Origin of the sequence: Limnobacter parvus (assembly GCF_024623725.1) — a bacterium.
Classification (GTDB): domain Bacteria; phylum Pseudomonadota; class Gammaproteobacteria; order Burkholderiales; family Burkholderiaceae_B; genus Limnobacter; species Limnobacter parvus.
Genome location: NZ_JANKHG010000016.1, coordinates 37,031 through 53,391, shown reverse-complemented (window position 1 = coordinate 53,391; position 16,361 = coordinate 37,031). Strand labels below are relative to the sequence as shown.

General features: G+C 52.3%; 17 protein-coding genes. 5 read left to right on the top strand and 12 right to left on the bottom strand.

Annotated elements, in window-relative coordinates:
* Nucleotides 1–128: 128 nt before the first annotated feature.
* Genes ampD through NSP04_RS05620 form a run of 3 tightly spaced genes read right to left on the bottom strand, consistent with a single transcriptional unit; the run spans nucleotide 129 to nucleotide 1,818 of the window.
* Complete coding sequence (ampD, locus tag NSP04_RS05630; protein ID WP_257511365.1) at nucleotides 129–692, bottom strand: 1,6-anhydro-N-acetylmuramyl-L-alanine amidase AmpD; 564 nt, start codon at nucleotides 690–692, stop codon at nucleotides 129–131.
* A 29-nt stretch (nucleotides 693–721) separates the two neighbouring features.
* Nucleotides 722–979 (bottom strand): PP0621 family protein, encoded by a 258-nt coding sequence (locus NSP04_RS05625; RefSeq protein ID WP_257511364.1) that lies wholly within the window; start codon nucleotides 977–979, stop codon nucleotides 722–724.
* Nucleotides 979–1,818 (bottom strand): cytochrome C assembly family protein, encoded by an 840-nt coding sequence (locus NSP04_RS05620; RefSeq protein ID WP_257511363.1) that lies wholly within the window; start codon nucleotides 1,816–1,818, stop codon nucleotides 979–981. Before NSP04_RS05620 ends, NSP04_RS05625 begins: the two co-directional genes overlap by 1 nt.
* A 47-nt stretch (nucleotides 1,819–1,865) precedes the next feature.
* On the opposite strand from NSP04_RS05620, the gene ffh reads away from it, so the two are divergent.
* Entirely contained in the window at nucleotides 1,866–3,263 is a 1,398-nt protein-coding gene (ffh, locus tag NSP04_RS05615; RefSeq protein WP_257511362.1) for a signal recognition particle protein, read from the top strand.
* A gap of 525 nt (nucleotides 3,264–3,788) precedes the next feature.
* Here the strand turns inward: ffh and NSP04_RS05610 are convergent.
* Together NSP04_RS05610 and NSP04_RS05605 are read right to left on the bottom strand one after the other, a co-directional pair.
* Nucleotides 3,789–4,532 (bottom strand): lytic transglycosylase domain-containing protein, encoded by a 744-nt coding sequence (locus NSP04_RS05610; RefSeq protein WP_257511361.1) that lies wholly within the window; start codon nucleotides 4,530–4,532, stop codon nucleotides 3,789–3,791.
* Nucleotides 4,486–6,246, bottom strand: a complete 1,761-nt coding sequence (locus NSP04_RS05605; protein ID WP_257511360.1) for a proline--tRNA ligase — start codon at nucleotides 6,244–6,246, stop codon at nucleotides 4,486–4,488. The genes NSP04_RS05610 and NSP04_RS05605 overlap by 47 nt, the downstream gene beginning before the upstream one ends.
* Nucleotides 6,247–6,386: 140 nt before the next feature.
* Between NSP04_RS05605 and NSP04_RS05600 the strand changes: the two genes are divergently transcribed.
* On the top strand, nucleotides 6,387–6,947 hold the full coding sequence (locus NSP04_RS05600; RefSeq protein WP_257511359.1) for an RNA pyrophosphohydrolase: 561 nt from the start codon (nucleotides 6,387–6,389) through the stop codon (nucleotides 6,945–6,947).
* Nucleotides 6,948–6,977: 30 nt separating this feature from the next.
* Here NSP04_RS05600 and NSP04_RS05595 read toward each other — a convergent pair whose 3' ends face one another.
* The 7 genes from NSP04_RS05595 to rplU form a co-directional block, all read right to left on the bottom strand.
* Entirely contained in the window at nucleotides 6,978–7,586 is a 609-nt protein-coding gene (locus NSP04_RS05595; protein WP_257511358.1) for a hypothetical protein, read from the bottom strand.
* Nucleotides 7,587–7,606: 20 nt separating this feature from the next.
* Complete coding sequence (locus NSP04_RS05590) at nucleotides 7,607–8,167, bottom strand: pesticin C-terminus-like muramidase (RefSeq protein ID WP_257511357.1); 561 nt, start codon at nucleotides 8,165–8,167, stop codon at nucleotides 7,607–7,609.
* A gap of 83 nt (nucleotides 8,168–8,250) precedes the next feature.
* Entirely contained in the window at nucleotides 8,251–9,108 is an 858-nt protein-coding gene (locus NSP04_RS05585; RefSeq protein ID WP_257511356.1) for an alpha/beta fold hydrolase, read from the bottom strand.
* 18 nt (nucleotides 9,109–9,126) lie between these two features.
* Entirely contained in the window at nucleotides 9,127–10,248 is a 1,122-nt protein-coding gene (proB, locus tag NSP04_RS05580; protein WP_257511355.1) for a glutamate 5-kinase, read from the bottom strand.
* Nucleotides 10,249–10,253: 5 nt separating this feature from the next.
* Nucleotides 10,254–11,369, bottom strand: coding sequence for an Obg family GTPase CgtA (cgtA, locus tag NSP04_RS05575; RefSeq protein ID WP_257511354.1), 1,116 nt, complete (start codon nucleotides 11,367–11,369; stop codon nucleotides 10,254–10,256).
* A gap of 134 nt (nucleotides 11,370–11,503) precedes the next feature.
* The gene (gene rpmA / locus NSP04_RS05570; protein ID WP_008250442.1) at nucleotides 11,504–11,764 is read right to left on the bottom strand and encodes a 50S ribosomal protein L27; all 261 of its coding nucleotides are present in this window, start codon (nucleotides 11,762–11,764) and stop codon (nucleotides 11,504–11,506) included.
* A gap of 16 nt (nucleotides 11,765–11,780) precedes the next feature.
* Nucleotides 11,781–12,092 (bottom strand): 50S ribosomal protein L21, encoded by a 312-nt coding sequence (gene rplU, locus NSP04_RS05565; protein WP_257511353.1) that lies wholly within the window; start codon nucleotides 12,090–12,092, stop codon nucleotides 11,781–11,783.
* 205 nt (nucleotides 12,093–12,297) lie between these two features.
* Between rplU and NSP04_RS05560 the strand changes: the two genes are divergently transcribed.
* The 3 genes from NSP04_RS05560 to NSP04_RS05550 all read left to right on the top strand — a co-directional run bounded on the left by NSP04_RS05560 (nucleotide 12,298) and on the right by NSP04_RS05550 (nucleotide 16,355).
* Nucleotides 12,298–13,299 carry a polyprenyl synthetase family protein gene (locus tag NSP04_RS05560; RefSeq protein ID WP_371824997.1) on the top strand — a complete coding sequence of 334 codons (1,002 nt, stop codon included), beginning with the start codon at nucleotides 12,298–12,300 and terminating at the stop codon, nucleotides 13,297–13,299.
* Between the two features lie 99 nt (nucleotides 13,300–13,398).
* The gene (gene pilB, locus NSP04_RS05555; protein WP_257511351.1) at nucleotides 13,399–15,096 is read left to right on the top strand and encodes a type IV-A pilus assembly ATPase PilB; all 1,698 of its coding nucleotides are present in this window, start codon (nucleotides 13,399–13,401) and stop codon (nucleotides 15,094–15,096) included.
* A 20-nt stretch (nucleotides 15,097–15,116) separates the two neighbouring features.
* The gene (locus NSP04_RS05550; RefSeq protein WP_257511350.1) at nucleotides 15,117–16,355 is read left to right on the top strand and encodes a type II secretion system F family protein; all 1,239 of its coding nucleotides are present in this window, start codon (nucleotides 15,117–15,119) and stop codon (nucleotides 16,353–16,355) included.
* Nucleotides 16,356–16,361: the final 6 nt, after the last annotated feature.

Below are 16,361 nucleotides of genomic sequence, written 5' to 3'. Positions count from 1 at the left end.
CTAATTGTAGTGGTCATGACACGATTTGGCAAACACTTTCTTATCCCCAACTTGTGCACAGAGTTATCCCCTGTGAACAACCTGTGGACAAGATTTGGATAACTGCAACGCAACAAAAAAACGGCCTGTTAAAGGCCGCTGATCTGAAGTTCGTAGGTGTTTGATTTACGTAGACCTTTCCAGTCGAAGAAGGGTCCGGGGTCGGTTTTTCGGGTGGGTGCTATCTCGCTGTGCGTCATGGCGAATTTCAGTGGATAACGCGATTTCAACTCCACAGCCAGGCGTTTCAGGCTGGCGTATTGAGCCCCCTCAAATGGGGAGTAAACATCGCCCAACAGTTCAATGCCGATTGAGAAATGATTGAAGTTGCTGCGATCCATGGCCGCGGAAATTCCGGCATGCCAGGCACGTTTTTCACAGGAAACGAATTGGGTAATTGAACCGTCACGATCAATCAGAAAATGCGCGGACACATGCAAACCAGCCAGTTCGGCCAATGCGGGGTGTGAATGGCAATCCAGCCGGTTCAAAAACAGGTCGGTGACCAGCGACGCATCGCGCCCTCGTTCGGGCAGGCTAATACAGTGAACCACCAAAGTGTCGACCAGCATGCCCATAGGGCGTGCATCCTGGTTTGGGCTTTGCACGCGGCGCACCCAGTCCTCTTCAATCCAGCCTTCGTCCAGCCACATGGTGTGCCCCTTGTAAAGGTCAATGCAACTTAGTGCACTTTTTCTCCGGCCGCTTTTGCATGTTCCATGCCGCAGTAAAAGCGACCCTGCATCAACACACCTTCCGACATAGGGCTGTAAGCGCCACAGTGCTGGCAAGGCATGATCTCTTCTTGAGATTTACGGCCAAGACTGCTTTTTTGTTTAGGTTTATCCGATGGTTTTTCATCCAGTTGCTTGCGCTGCCAGCTTTTGAAAATCATCCAGGCCACCAAAGCCAAGCCTAGAAAAAACAGAATACGACCCATCAAACTGCCCTTTTCAAAATAAATTCCAGCACAAACTGCGTGCCAAAGTAAGCCAACACCAACACAGCATAACTGCCCAAGCACCAGCGCAAAGCCACCTTGCCGCGCCAGCCAAACACGACGCGCCCACCCAGCAACACAGCAAAAGAACACCATGAAATAATGGCGAACAGGGTTTTGTGATCGAAGCGCCAACTGCTGCCGCTCCATTCTTCAGAAAACAAAAAACCGGTGGCCAGCGTGAGCGACAGCAACACAAATCCCGCCCACAACTGGCGAAACAAAATCGATTCCATGGTCAGCAGCGAAGGCAACTGATCCAGCAGCCGTTCGCGCAGCAGACGGTTTTCTTGGGTGCTGGCCACAGGTTGGTGCAGGGCTTTTTCCTGAAAGGCCATAACAACACCATGCGCGGCAGCGATGCCCAGTAAACTGTAGGCCGCCAACGCAATTAAAAGGTGCACTTGAAACAGAAGATCGCCTGCCATGCGAATGACGGAATCTTCGCCCATCCACAAAGGCAGTAAAAACACAGCCGCACACAACGGAAACACAATCAATTCAAGCAGCGGCACGCGGTTGAAGAACCCTTCAACAAAAGCCACCAGCGAGGCCAGCCAGGCCACACACATTAAACCAATCACAAAGCCGAAGTGCATGCCGTCGGCTTGAAACAAAAGCGTGCCCAGCAGGTAACCCGACACCGCAAGTGCCAAGGCAACCAGCGCGCGGTTCACCCCTTCAGAGGCAGACCATTTGCCGAAAACGTTCAGCGCCGCCAATCCACCCGAGGCGGACAGCAGGGGCACTGCGAGCGCGTACAATATTGTGTTGTTCATACCAATCAGTTTACTCGATTCAAAGCACGAGTCAGGGGCACTACACGATGTTTGAAAACCTCTCCGATCGCCTAACGCGCGTTGTCAAAAATATCAAAGGCGAAGCCCGCATTACCGAGGCCAACACGCAGGAAATGTTGCGTGAAGTTCGCCTTGCGCTGCTTGAGGCCGACGTGGCCCTGCCCGTGGTGAAAGAATTCATTAACCAGGTGAAAGAGCAGGCCCTGGGCGAGGAAGTGCTGAATAGCCTGACCCCCGGCCAGGCCTTGGTGGGTATTGTTCACAAGCAGCTAATCAAGCTGATTGGCGAGAAAACCGAAGAAATCAACCTGGCTGCACAGCCCCCGGTGGTTATCTTAATGGCGGGTTTACAGGGTGCGGGTAAAACCACCACCACTGGTAAGCTGGCCAAATTCCTGAAAGACAACCTGAAAAAGAAGGTGTTGACGGTTTCCGCCGACGTGTACCGCCCAGCGGCGATTGAACAGCTGAAAACAGTCAGCGCCCAGGCTGGCGCCGAGTTTTTCCCTTCCGACATTACCCAAAAGCCAGTGGACATTGCACTGGCTGCCCTGAACCACGCCAAACGCCAGTTTTTTGATGTATTGATTCTGGACACGGCTGGCCGCTTGGGCATTGATGAAGCAATGATGAATGAAATCAAGGCTTTGCATGCGGCGGTGAACCCTACAGAAACACTATTCGTAATTGACGCCATGTTGGGTCAAGATGCGGCCAACACAGCCAAAGCATTCAACGAAGCACTGCCACTGACCGGTGTAGTGCTGACCAAAATGGACGGCGATGCACGCGGTGGTGCGGCATTGTCAGTTCGCCAAATTACGGGCAAGCCCATCAAGTTCATGGGTGTGGGCGAAAAGCTGACCGGCTTCGAAAAATTCCACCCTGACCGCGTGGCAGGCCGAATTCTGGGCATGGGCGACATTGTTTCGCTGGTGGAAGAAGCCAAAAAAGGCATGGACCACCAAGAAGCGGAAAAGCTGGCCAAGAAACTGAAAAGTGGCAAGGCATTCGATCTGAACGATTTCTTGTCGCAAATTAGCCAGATGCGCAATATGGGCGGACTGCAAGGCCTGATGGACAAGTTGCCCAGCCAATTGATGAAAGGCGCTGGCGATGTGGATGCCAATGCGGCCGAGAAGCAGATGAAGCGCACCGAAGCGATAATTTTTTCAATGACGGTGCAGGAACGTACCAAACCTGAACTGCTGAAAGCCTCGCGTAAGCGCCGCATTGCCGCAGGTGCCGGCGTGCAGGTGCAGGAAGTGAACCGATTGCTGAAGCAGTTTGAGCAAATGCGCGACATGATGAAAAGCATGCAGAAAGGCGGGCTGGCCAAGCTGATGAAGAAAATGGGTGGCGGCGGCAAAGGCGGTTTTCCGGGTGGCGGCATGCCGCCGGGTGGCGGTTTTCCGGGCATGTAATCAACCCCCCAGTTACTGAACCCAATCAGCGCGAGTCCCAATCTTTCGCCTGAAAACCTGTATTTCCCTTTTTGAATTTCACACTGACTCACCTCGCTTGGCAAAAACTTACGGCCAAGCGAGGTGTCGGCCTATGGCCGAACGTGGCGTGTGAATTCAAACGGGCAAGTTTTCTTGAAGGCGAAGCGATCGGAACATCGGCACTGATTGGGCTGAACCTGGCTGGTGATCGATCAAGCACCCGCGCGAGCTTGGAGAGGTCGGGAGATTCGCGGGCGCTGGTATTACAGCCAACTCAGCAATGGGTTGCCTGTTCCGCACTTCAAGAAAACCGCCCCGTTTGAGTTCAGCCGTAGCGTTCGGCTGCCAGCCGACGTCGAATCAGGCCGTCTGTTTTGCCTGATTCGGTGAGCAAGGTTGAATTCAAAAAGGGATTAGGCGGTTTTCAGTGCGGAACGGGCGACCCTCGACGAGTTGGCGAGTGACAAATCAGCACAATTAACCCCACCAAGCTGGTGAAGAAGTTCAGCGCTTCTTCCCATCCACATCGTTCATCGCCGTGCGCGGCTCGGCGTAGCGATAACCCCAATTCCGCTCAAGCCTGTCGTAAACCAAATCCGGGTAAGTCATACGCCCCAGGCTGCCGTTGTACCGCCCAAGCGCCCTATCCAGGTTGCCTTTTTCAATGTCCAAGTAATGCCGAAGAATGAGGCAACCGTAGCGAATATTCACACGCGGCTCCAGCAACTCATTTTTACTGCCTTTAGACAACACATCGGTCCAAAACGGCATCACTTGCATCAAACCGATCGCCCCCGCATGGCTTACGGCATTGCTGCGGAAGTTACTTTCCACTTCGATCACAGCGAAGATAACTTGTGGGTCGATTCCAACCCGCTGCGCTTCATAGCGAATAGTCTTTATTAATTCGGTGCGCTCGGAAAAATCAGGCACACGGCGCGCAAGGCGGCGCGACATTTCAGACATCCAGTCAATGCGGTGCCCAACCGATTCGAAAATTGGACGGGGGGCAGCAGGCGCATTCAATGCCGTGCGCAAGGCCAAGCGAACATGGTCAGCCATGGGTTCGTACTGCTGGCTGGCATGCGCAGGCAAAGTAACAAGGCTTGCCAAGCCAAACACTGCCCACAGCACCACCGACTGAAACAGCCTAGGGACAGAGCCTACCCAAGTGGCAACATCGGCCCCTTGGGCTTTTGACTTACAAGCTGACTTGCCTGTTGGCAAGCTCCACACGCAACTGCTCAAAAATTTCTCCAACGTCGACATCGCGTTTTTCAACCTTGCCATCGCGAGATTGAAACTCCACTTTGCCATCTTTCAAACCACGGTCGCCCAAGGTAACCCGCAGTGGCACACCAATCAACTCCCAATCGGCAAACATCACGCCTGGGCGTTCATCCCGGTCGTCCAGCATCACATCCACACCCGCGTCTTTTAATTCCTGGTACAACTTGTCGGCCTGAAGTTTCACTTCCTCGCTTTTCTTGTAGCCGATTGGGCACAGCACAACCTCGAAGGGCGCAATGCTGAGCGGCCAAATAATCCCGCGATCATCAAAGTTCTGCTCAATTGCAGCGCCCAGAATACGGGTTACACCGATTCCATAGCAACCCATTTCAATCACCGCTGGCTTGCCATTTTCTTCCAGAAACTTGGCTTGCAGAGCTTCCGAATACTTGGTGCCCAGGTAAAACACGTGGCCCACTTCAATGCCACGGCACATGGCCAAAACGCCTTGGCCATCGGGCGAGGCATCGCCTTCCACCACGTTGCGAATATCAGCCACTTCAGGCTCGGGCAAATCGCGGCCCCAGTTAACGCCTGCGTAGTGATAGTCTGCAGCGTTCGCACCGCACACAAAATCACCCATGGCGGCTACGCTGCGATCCGCCACAACCCGCACTTCGCCTTTCAAGCCAAGGGGGCCCAAATAACCAGGCTGGGTGCCGAACGCAGCAACAATTTCAGCCTCGGTGGCCAAGCGCAGTTCCTGTACACCATGCAGCTTGCCCAATTTGATGTCGTTGACTTCATGGTCGCCACGCACCAGCGCCAATATGATTTGTACCTTCTTGACTGCCTTGGTTTCATCTTTTTCTACAAACTCGTTGGCAAACACCACACTTTTCACAGTCGCGCTCAAGCTCAAGCCCAATTGGGCAGCCACGGCTTCGCATGTTGAGTTTCCGGGCGTGTGAACCTTCTCAAGCGCTTTTCCAGCCGCTGAGCGCTGGGCGTTGCACACCGCCTCGGCCAACTCCACGTTGGCTGCGTAATCCGAACTTGGGCAATACGCAATGGCGTCTTCGCCCGTATCGGCGATCACATGGAATTCATGGCTGCGGTTGCCGCCAATTGAACCTGTATCTGCATTCACGGCGCGGAAGTTCAAGCCCAGGCGGGTGAAGATGCGGCGGTAAGCCTCGAACATGGTGTCGTAGGTTTTAAGGGCGGCTTCCTGGTTGCGGTCGAATGAATACGCGTCTTTCATCACGAATTCACGGCCACGCATTACGCCAAAGCGAGGGCGAATTTCATCGCGAAACTTGGTTTGAATCTGGTACAGGTTCAAGGGCAGCTGGCGGTAGCTTTTTACTTCCTTGCGCACCACGTCGGTGATCACTTCTTCGTGTGTGGGGCCAATCACATAATCGCGGTCATGCCGGTCTTTCAAGCGAAGTAGTTCTGCGCCGTACTTTTCCCAGCGACCACTTTCCTGCCACAACTCGGCGGGCTGCACAGCCGGCATCAGCAATTCCAACGCGCCAGCGCGGTTCATTTCTTCACGCACAATATTTTCTACTTTGCGAATTGAGCGCAAACCCACAGGCATGTAGGTGTAAATGCCGCCAGCCAAACGCTTGATCATGCCTGCCCGCATCATCAGCTGATGGCTAATGACTTCTGCATCGGCAGGGGCTTCTTTCAGGGTATTCAAAAAAAACTGTGTGGCGCGCATTTGCAAAAAACTCGTGAGTAATGAATCGGTTAGATCCGCGATTGTACTTTTATCCGCCCGCAGCGCGGATACCCTAGGTGTACAAACGCGGGCTGGTGCTTATAATGACTCTAAATTGTAAAGAAATCTGCGGGGCGCGTATGCTTGATAAAGAAGGCTACCGTCCCAACGTCGGCATTATTTTGACCAATTCCCGAAAGCAAGTCTTTTGGGGCAAACGAATTCGTGAGCATTCCTGGCAATTTCCGCAGGGCGGAATCAAGCATGGTGAATCACCAGAGCAAGCCATGTACCGGGAACTGCACGAAGAAGTTGGCTTGTTGCCAGAACATGTTGAAATTATAGGAAGAACCAGGAATTGGTTGCGGTACACCGTGCCCGATCACTGGATTCGACGGGAATGGCGGGGAAGCTACAAAGGCCAGAAACAAATCTGGTTTTTGCTGAAATTGGTTGGTAGGGATTGTGATGTAAGCCTGCGGGCCACTGAACACCCTGAATTTGATGCATGGCGTTGGAACGAGTATTGGGTTCCACTTGAAAATGTGATTGATTTCAAAAGGGATGTGTACAAACAAGCATTGGGAGAGTTGGCCAAACTGCTGTTTTCCAGAAATGACCCAAGGCGACTGCCGCGGGGCGACCACTGGGAACCTGCTGTAAAAGCCGAGGAAACCCAAGAAAAACCTGAGTCGACATAAAAAAACGCGAACCACTTGGTTCGCGTTTTTTTATTGGGTCGCAATCCACATGCTTTTGGACTCGTCGAAAACAAACCAAACAGGCTCGTAAGAACGATAGGTGGCCTCCAATATTTCGTCGATCACCCACACCCACATCTTCTTTGGTTTTTCAGGTTCCTTCACAAGCAAAACCGCGTTCAGCACGAGATTTCGCCCTTCTCCCTGGAAGGTGCAAGTATTCACGCCGTCAACCGCTTCTGCACCAAACAACTGAGTCAGCGTAGCATTCTCTGTTTCAATGCGTGGTCGAAGGGAATGCTTGAAACTGGCCAAATTTAAGCTTGAACACAATGACAGATCTTGATCAAGCGGCTTTCCGCCAGACTTTGGCGGCCATGTTTCAGCCAGCTTTAATGCATCACAGATCAAATAATGCGAACGTGCGGTGTAGTTCGCAGCGGTCTCGGTAAAACCACCTTCTTGCAGGAAATATTCTTCACAGTTACTTACTGTATTTCCATTGGTAAATTCGACCTGAGGCCGGGAGAGCTCTGATTCTTTAGATGATTTTTGTACTTTCTCCTGCACATCTGGGTCCAGCCACAAATAATCATTGTCAGGGGATTTTCCACTTGAGCAGCCAACAAGCGCAACCAAAAAAGCCAGCAGATAGTTTCTCAAAGTGCCTTCTCCATTAGGTCCGCTTCCTTATTTCTTCTTGTGGGATATTGATCCTGGAAGTTGCGCAGTATTCTGACTGCGAGTTCCCAGTCCTGGGCGACAACTGAAGCCCAAAACTTAGGTGTGGATCGAGCCAGTTCCAGCCCGTGTTGAAAAGATACCGAGGTAATGACAGTTTGAAACTCAGGCTTTTGATCCTCGAATTTCGTCGCACTATTGGAGATTGCGTTGTTGTAACGTTTAGCAAGTTGCGTTAAATAATGAGTTTTAACCACTTGATCAATTTGTAGACATTCGGTCGCAGTAATACTCAGCGGGCTTTTCTCGAGTTTCCTGGCAGCATCATGCTTTTTCAGCCCAAGATAAGGTGCCAACTTTTTAAACAAAGAACCCTGAATACCAAGTCGACGTAGATCATCCTCGTTGCGGGCTCCCAAATCAAAGCCTGTTGCAATTGTTACGCCGCTTTTGCTCTTTTCCAGATCGGGGATGTAGCCACCAGTTCTGCAACCACCCTCCAACTTGGAAAGAAACGCATAATCAACCTCAAATGACATCGCCATCTCCAATGAAACGATGGAGAGTAGTGGGACTCGAAAAACAGAGCAAAAACAACTACATTGAGGTAATCATAGTTAGGCTAATTGGCGATCAATGGCCTAAGTATCGCCAACACCTGTGGCGCATTTTCCAAATGGGGGTAGTGCCCCAAACCCGGCAAGCGGATTGTTTGCTTACCCGGCACCAATTCTTCAAAGCGCTGCACCATGTGTTCGCCAGAAATCGGGTCTTCAATTCCGTCGATCAGCACAAAGGGCATATCGGCTTTCTGCAAAGCCCCTACCCAACGGTCGCGATTTTCGCGCCGCTCACGCATGTACTGAATTAAAAGGTGCATGCACTGGTTGCCTTTCTTGTGAGCCATCAGGGCCCAGGCCGCATCAATGTCGGCATCACTTAAACCGGCTGAACACACACTGCGCAGGCTGGCGGCCAGCTTTTCCTTTTTCATCAACCTTGTGACCAAAAAGCCAAGCGGACTGAGCAATAGTTTTTGAACAAGGATAGCGCGGTGGGTTTCGGGAAACAGCCCACCATTGAACATCACCACACGCTTTAGGCGAAAACCCAACTTTCCTTCGGCGTGCCGGGCCAACAGCTCTTGGCCGACGGTGTCGCCTACATCGTGGGTAATCATCGTGCATTCACCAATGCCTTTGCTGCGCAGCAAGGCTTCGGCAATGTCAGCCTGATTGAAAATGGAATGCTGCCAGGTGCGGGGCTTGTCGGAATAGCCATAACCCAGCATGTCGAAGGCAATCAACCTGTGAGATTCGGCCAGGTCTGGCCACAGCAAATGAAAGTCGTAGCTGGCGGTTGGAAAACCGTGAATCAGAAGAAGTGCGGGTTTGTTGGTTGCTGCAGTGTCTTGTACAAAAATGGAGTGGCCTTTCCAGTCGAAAAACTGCCCACTGTTTTTCCACATCGACAGCTCCATCAGCCCACTCCTATTTCGTTATACCAACACCACCATATTGTCGCGGTGTATCAGCTCGGGTTCGTCCAAATAACCAAGAATGGACTCTATCGCGCTGGTGGGCTGCTTGGCAATTTTTTTAACTTCGGCGGCGGCATAATTCACCAAACCACGCGCAACTTCCTCGCCTTCGGGGCTTAGACAAGCCACCACATCGCCACGTTGAAAGTTGCCCTGGCAAGCAGTTACGCCAATTGGCAACAAACTGCCTTTTTTCTTGCGCAAGGCCTCCGCTGCGCCAGCGTCCAGCGACAGTGAACCTTTTAATTTAAGGTGATCTGCCATCCACTGCTTACGGGCGGCCAAACGACCCAGGGGCGCTTTCAGGTAAGTGCCCACCGACTCGCCTTTCATCAAGCGCACCAACACATCAGGCTCATGCCCACTGGCAATAACCGTTGCTGCGCCACTGCGTGCTGCTCGTTTGGCAGCCAGTATTTTGGTGATCATGCCGCCCGTTCCCACACTGCTGCCCGCACCGCCTGCCATTTTCTCAAGTATCGGGTTGCCAGCGGTTTCTTCAACAATGAACTGGGCTTGCGGGTTTTTTCGGGGGTCGGAATCGTACAGCCCCACTTGGTCAGTCAAAATAATCAGCGTGTCGGCTTCAACCAGATTAGTCACCAAAGCGCCCAGCGTGTCGTTGTCACCAAAGCGAATTTCATCGGTCACCACGGTGTCATTCTCATTGATGATGGGCACCACTTTGTGGCCCAACAAGGAATACAGAGTTGAGCGGGCATTCAGGTAGCGTTCACGATCAGCCAAATCAGCGTGGGTTAGAAGCACCTGCGCGCACACCAAGCCGTGTTCGGCAAAGCCGATTTCATAGGCATGCACCAGGCCCATTTGCCCCACCGCCGCTGCGGCCTGTAGTTCATGGATTTCGCGCGGGCGTTTGGCCCATTTCAGGCGTTTCATACCCTCAGCGATTGCACCCGAAGAAACCAGCACCACTTCGCAACCCTGGTTGGCCAGCTCCGCAATTTGAGCAGCCCAGGCGCGAATGGATTCCATGTCCACGCCCTTACCGCCCTTGGTCACCAAAGAGCTGCCTACTTTCACCACAACACGTTGATTTGCCAGAGACTTTCCTTCCACGGAACTTACTCCTGATCGTCGCCAGTTTTTTCGGGATTGATGAGTGTACCCGTGCTTTCGCGAAAGCGCGCATCAGGCTCAGGCGGAAACTCCACCTGCATCTGCTGCACCAGGTTCTCGTACACCGAACGCATCAGGTTGGCTGTGTTCTCACCAGTCAAACTTGAAATGGGGTGCACCTGCCCTTGCCAGCCGGTTTTCTCGTGGTAACGGCTTACGAAATCGTCAATTTTGGCCTTGCGGTCTTCTTCGGCAATCATGTCGATTTTGTTCAACACCAGCCAACGTGGCTTGGCCCACAGGTCTTCATCGTACTTGCGCAGTTCTTCCACAATGGCAGCTGCCTCGTGAACTGGGTCTACGTTGTCATCAAACGGGGCCAAATCCACCAGGTGCAACAGCACCCGCGTGCGGCTTAGGTGTTTCAAAAACTGATGACCCAAACCTGCACCTTCCGCAGCACCTTCGATCAGGCCCGGCACGTCGGCAATTACAAAGCTTTGGGCGTGCCCAATGCGCACCACACCAAGGTTGGGGTGCAAGGTGGTAAACGGATAATCTGCAATTTTGGGGCGGGCATTTGACACCGCTGCAATCAAGGTGGATTTGCCTGCATTGGGCATGCCCAGCAAGCCCACATCGGCCAATACCTTCAATTCGAGCTTGTAGCGGGCAGAATCACCGTCTTTACCCTTGGTGAACTGGCGAGGAGCGCGGTTCACGCTGCTTTTGAAGTGAATATTACCCAAACCGCCGTCGCCACCCTTGGCAATCAGCACCTGTTGGCCATGTTCGGTTAAATCTGCCACCACCAAGCCGGTTTCAGCGTTCACGATAGTAGTGCCCACGGGCATTTTCAGCACGATGTCTGGGCCCGCAGCACCATAACAATCTGAACCACGGCCATTTTCGCCACCCTTGGCACGGTGTTGTTTAGAAAAGCGATAATCAATCAAGGTGTTCAAGTTGCGATCGGCCTCGGCGAACACGCTGCCGCCCTTGCCGCCGTCACCACCGTCTGGACCACCTTTGGGAATGAATTTTTCACGACGAAAGCTGCCAGAGCCATTGCCACCCTTGCCCGCAAATACTTCGATTGTCGCTTCGTCAATGAATTTCATGTCTATTCCCGGTAACTACGCCTGATGACTTAGTCTGTTTACTTTAAATTTGAATGTACCCGGCCAAAAACAAAAATAGCCCTGCAATGCAGGGCTATCGGACCAAGCACGGTGTGCGGTGCGAACGAAGAAAATTAACCCTCGTTGACCACGCTCACAGTTTTGCGACGCAAAGCGCCTTTCACTGAGAACTGCACTTGACCATCGGTCAAGGCGAACAATGTGTGATCTTTGCCCATGCCGACGTTGTCGCCAGCATGAAAACGTGTGCCGCGTTGGCGAATGATAATGCCGCCGGCGTTGATAGCCTGACCGCCAAATACCTTCACACCCAGTCGCTTGGCTTCTGAGTCACGTCCGTTGCGCGTAGAGCCGCCGCCTTTCTTACTTGCCATGAGTCATGCCCCTATATCAAGCGTTGATGGCTTGGATCTGGATTTGAGTGTAGTTCTGGCGATGGCCTTGACGCTTTTGATAGTGCTTGCGACGACGCATCTTGAAGATCTTCACTTTGTCGTGACGACCGTGTGCCAAAACAACTGCAGTGACCGAAGCCCCTTGAACCAGTGGTGTACCCACTTTTACAGTGTCACCGCTACCGCAGGCGAGCACTTCATCCAGAGAGATTTCTTGGCCAATGTCAGCAGGTATCTGTTCTATTTTCAATTTTTCGCCAGCAGCAACCTTGTATTGCTTGCCGCCGGTTTTTATGACCGCGTACATAGTTGACCTCTAAACTTATCAGTTAAGTTTTCAATTAACTTCAATTAATGAACCCGAAGAAATTCGGATAGCCCGCAATTATGCTCGGAAAGTGCAATGATGTCAAAGCCTTGTGAGCAAAGTACGCACATTCTGTAAAGCCACTGCGGCTTTTGTCAAACACCCTCAAGTACAATATGCGCAACATAAATCATCACCAGATGCAGTGAACCCCATGCCCAGCCCCGCGCCCAGTGTGAAAAGTGTGTTGTCCCCGATCGCAGCCGATATGCAGCAGCTCGACCAGGTGATTCGCACCAGCCTGCATTCCGAGGTCAGCCTGATCAATCAGATCAGTGACTATATTATCAATGCCGGGGGCAAACGTTTGCGCCCGGCTTTGGTTATTTTAACCGCCCGCGCCCTGTGTGCCAACCAGCAGCAAATGGCGCAAGCCATTGAATTGGCAGCAATTGTGGAGTTTATTCACACTGCAACCCTGCTTCATGATGATGTGGTGGATGAATCGGACATGCGGCGTGGCCGCCTGACCGCCAATGCGGAATATGGCAATTCTGCGGCCGTGCTGGTGGGCGACTTCCTGTATTCAAGATCATTTCAAATGATGGTGAAAATCGGCCTGATGGACGTCATGGATGTATTGTCCGAGGCCACCAACACCATTGCCGAAGGCGAAGTACTTCAGTTATTGAACTGCAAAGACCCAGAGGTTACCGAGGCCCGCTACATGCAGGTTATCGACTTCAAAACAGCCAAGCTGTTTGAAGCTTCTTGCCGCCTTGCGGGCATAGTGACCGGCCAAACAAAAGAGACCATTGCCAACCTGGGCCGCTTCGGTGCTGAAGTGGGCAGTGCATTTCAGTTGATCGACGATGTGCTCGACTATGCGGGCGAGAGCGCAGCAATGGGCAAAAACGTGGGTGACGACCTGCGTGAAGGCAAGCCCACCCTGCCCCTGATTCATGCCATGCAAGGCGCCAGCCCAGCCATTCAAAACCAGATTCGCGACGCAATCGCCAATGGCGGCACGCAAGATGTTGCAGCCATTATGGCGAGCATGGCGCAAACTGGTTCGCTTGATTACACACGCAACAAGGCACTGGCTTTGGCTGCATCAGCAAAAAGCCGGCTGGGTTCGATGGATAACAACGCTTATTCAGTCGCGCTTACCGAGCTTTGTGACGTTGCAGTTCACCGAAACAGCTAAAAAAACATCCGCCTAGGTGATTGATAAGTACACATTGAGTACGCATAGTGGGGCAATCCAGCATTTGATCCAACCGTTCACCTTGAAGGACATCGATCTATGAGCATCAGCAGTGCAATCGTCAAAAGCTCGGGGCTTGTGCGGGCGCTGACCGCCAAGGGAATTCTGGATGCAAATCAGCTGGACCAGCTAACCACCGAGGAAGCGCAAGGCCGATCAGTCGCAGACTGGATTGTTAACAATGGTGTGGTGAGCGCGGAATTGCTGGCCAGTACAGTGGCTCAACATTTTGGTTACCCCCTGCTAGACCTTGCCCAATTTGATGAACATCGAGAAGGCGTAGAGGCAGATCTGATTCAAGCGGAGAAAGGCCTTGAGGCTTTTGTTCTAAACCGCCGCCACGGCGCACTTAGCGTTGCCATGGCTGACCCCACCGACCTAAGTACCATCCAGCAATTGAAGTTTCGCACCCAGTTGCAGGTGGAACCAGTGGTGGTGGAATACGACAAACTGTTAAGCCGGATTGAAAAAAATGATCCGTCGCAGGGCATGGATGACGGTTTATTGACCGATGTGGAATCGGAATCTGGTGGATCGGGTAATGAAGAAAGTTCACCGGATGTAGACGATGCGCCGATCGTGCGTTTTGTTCAAAGGGTGTTGAGTGATGCATTGAAAAAAGGCGCTTCCGACATTCACTTTGAACCCTATGAAAAAAGCTACCGGGTTCGCTTCCGGATTGACGGGGTTTTGCAGGAAACCTCGCAGCCCCCACTGGCGGCCAAATCAAAAATTGCAGCCCGCATCAAAATCATGAGCAGGCTCAATACGACGGAAACCCGCATTCCACAAGACGGCAGAATTCGCCTGACTTTGGGTGCAGACGAGCGCAAAATTGATTTCCGAGTCAGCACGCTGCCCACGCTGTTTGGCGAGAAAATCGTAATGCGTTTGCTCGACTCCAGCAAATCACTGCTGAAGCTTGAGCAATTGGGATTCGAGAACAACCAGCGCAGCGCAGTCGAGAAGGCGCTCGCCAAACCCCACGGCATGATTTTGGTCACAGGACCGACTGGTAGTGGCAAAACAGTGTCGCTGTATACCTTTCTGCAAATGTTGAACAACGATTCAATCAACATCAGCACTGTAGAAGACCCTGCAGAAATCAATTTGCCTGGCATCAATCAAGTCAACATCAATGAAAGAATCGGCTTGACCTTCGCGAAGGCCTTGCGAGCGCTGCTACGTCAAGACCCTGACGTAATCATGGTGGGCGAAATTCGTGACCTTGAAACTGCGGACATTTCCATCAAGGCCTCCCAAACCGGGCACAAAGTGTTGTCCACACTGCACACGAACGACGCCGTATCGTCCATCATCCGCTTGAAAAACATGGGCGTGGAAACATTCAACATCGCATCATCGGTTAGCCTTATTATCGCCCAGCGCTTGGTGCGCAAACTTTGCACCTGCAAATCACCGCACCCCCAAGGGCTTCAATCTTTGGTCACTGCTGGCATGACCAAAGAGGTCCCCCAAGAGGATTGGACACCCTTCTGCGCGGTGGGCTGCGAGTCCTGCAATGGGACAGGATACTCGGGTCGCACTGGAATTTACGAGGTACTTCCCGTGTCTGAAGCCATGCAGGAATTAATTATCACTGGCGCTTCTGCGTTGGACATGGAGCGCCTTGCCCGGCAAGAAGGCATTGCTAGCATGAGCGAATCGGGTCTGGCCAAAATTCGCTTGGGAATTACCAGCACTGAAGAAATTCTGAGCGCGACAAAGGCCGATTAAACTGACCGTGGGTGCGCGCAATGAATGTAAACCTGAGAGACAAAGCTTCCTCTGGTGACTTGTTGTTTCTTTGGACCGAGAAATCCAAAGGAATCACGAAAAAAGCAAGAACTGGCGAAATCCGCGCAAAATCAATCGACCATGCGCGATTTCAGCTTTCACGCCAGGGTGTGAAAGCTGTGTCACTGAAAAAAGCCAAATCTCACACGGGCGTTAAAATTTCCCTCGCGGTAGTCGCTTCGTTTGTACGGCAACTGGCGGTCATGATTCAATCGGGTGTGCCTTTGGGGCAAAGCCTGGGTTTAATTTCAGGCGGCATGACCAGCAAATCAAAACGCAATATGCAAACCGTGGTGCGCGCCATTCGGGCCGACGTTGAAAGTGGCTTGAAACTAAGCGATGCCATGCGCAAACACCCCCGCTGCTTCGACAACCTGTTCTGCAACACCCTGGCGGCCGGTGAGAATGCCGGCGAACTTGACACAGCATTGGATCGCCTGGCTACCCACACCGAAAAAACCTTGCGCATTCGCCAAAAGGTGCGCAAAGCCATGGTCTATCCTTCAATCGTGGTGTTGGTTGCCGTTGCCGTTACTGTGGGCATGTTGCTGTTTGTATTGCCCTCATTCAAATCCATCTACGCGCAGTTCGAGGCAGAACTTCCCCTATTGACCTTGGCATTGCTGGCCGCTTCTGATTTTCTTCAAAACAACGGTTTGATGTTGTTGGGTGTTATGGCGCTTGCTGTATACAGCCTGATACAAAGCTACCGTCGAAGCCTCAAGTTAAGAAACTCCCTGGATGTGCTCATGCTGCGAATACCACTACTTGGTGACCTGATGCGCACCGCTGTGCATGCACGGTGGACTCGAACATTCGCCACGCTGAGCGCTTCCGGCGTTCCCATTACATCGGCACTGGAATCAGTGGCCAGCGTATCCCAAATTCGCTCTTTTCAAGATGCTACCCTCGAGGTTCGGCAAGCCGTGGCTTCCGGAGCGCGCGTGTCCGACAGCATGGAAGCACAAAAAATATTTCCCGCAGAATCCGTTCAAATGATCCGGATCGGTGAAGAATCGGGCCGAATGGACGCTATGCTTGAGCGGCTTGCCAATCAATACGAAATCAATCTGGACGACAAAGTCGACACGCTTTCCACAGTGATGGAGCCAATGATCATGTGTGTCATTGGCGTGTTGGTTGGGGTGCTGATTGTCGGCATGTACATGCCAATTTTCAACATGGGGGGAATTGTTTGATTACTC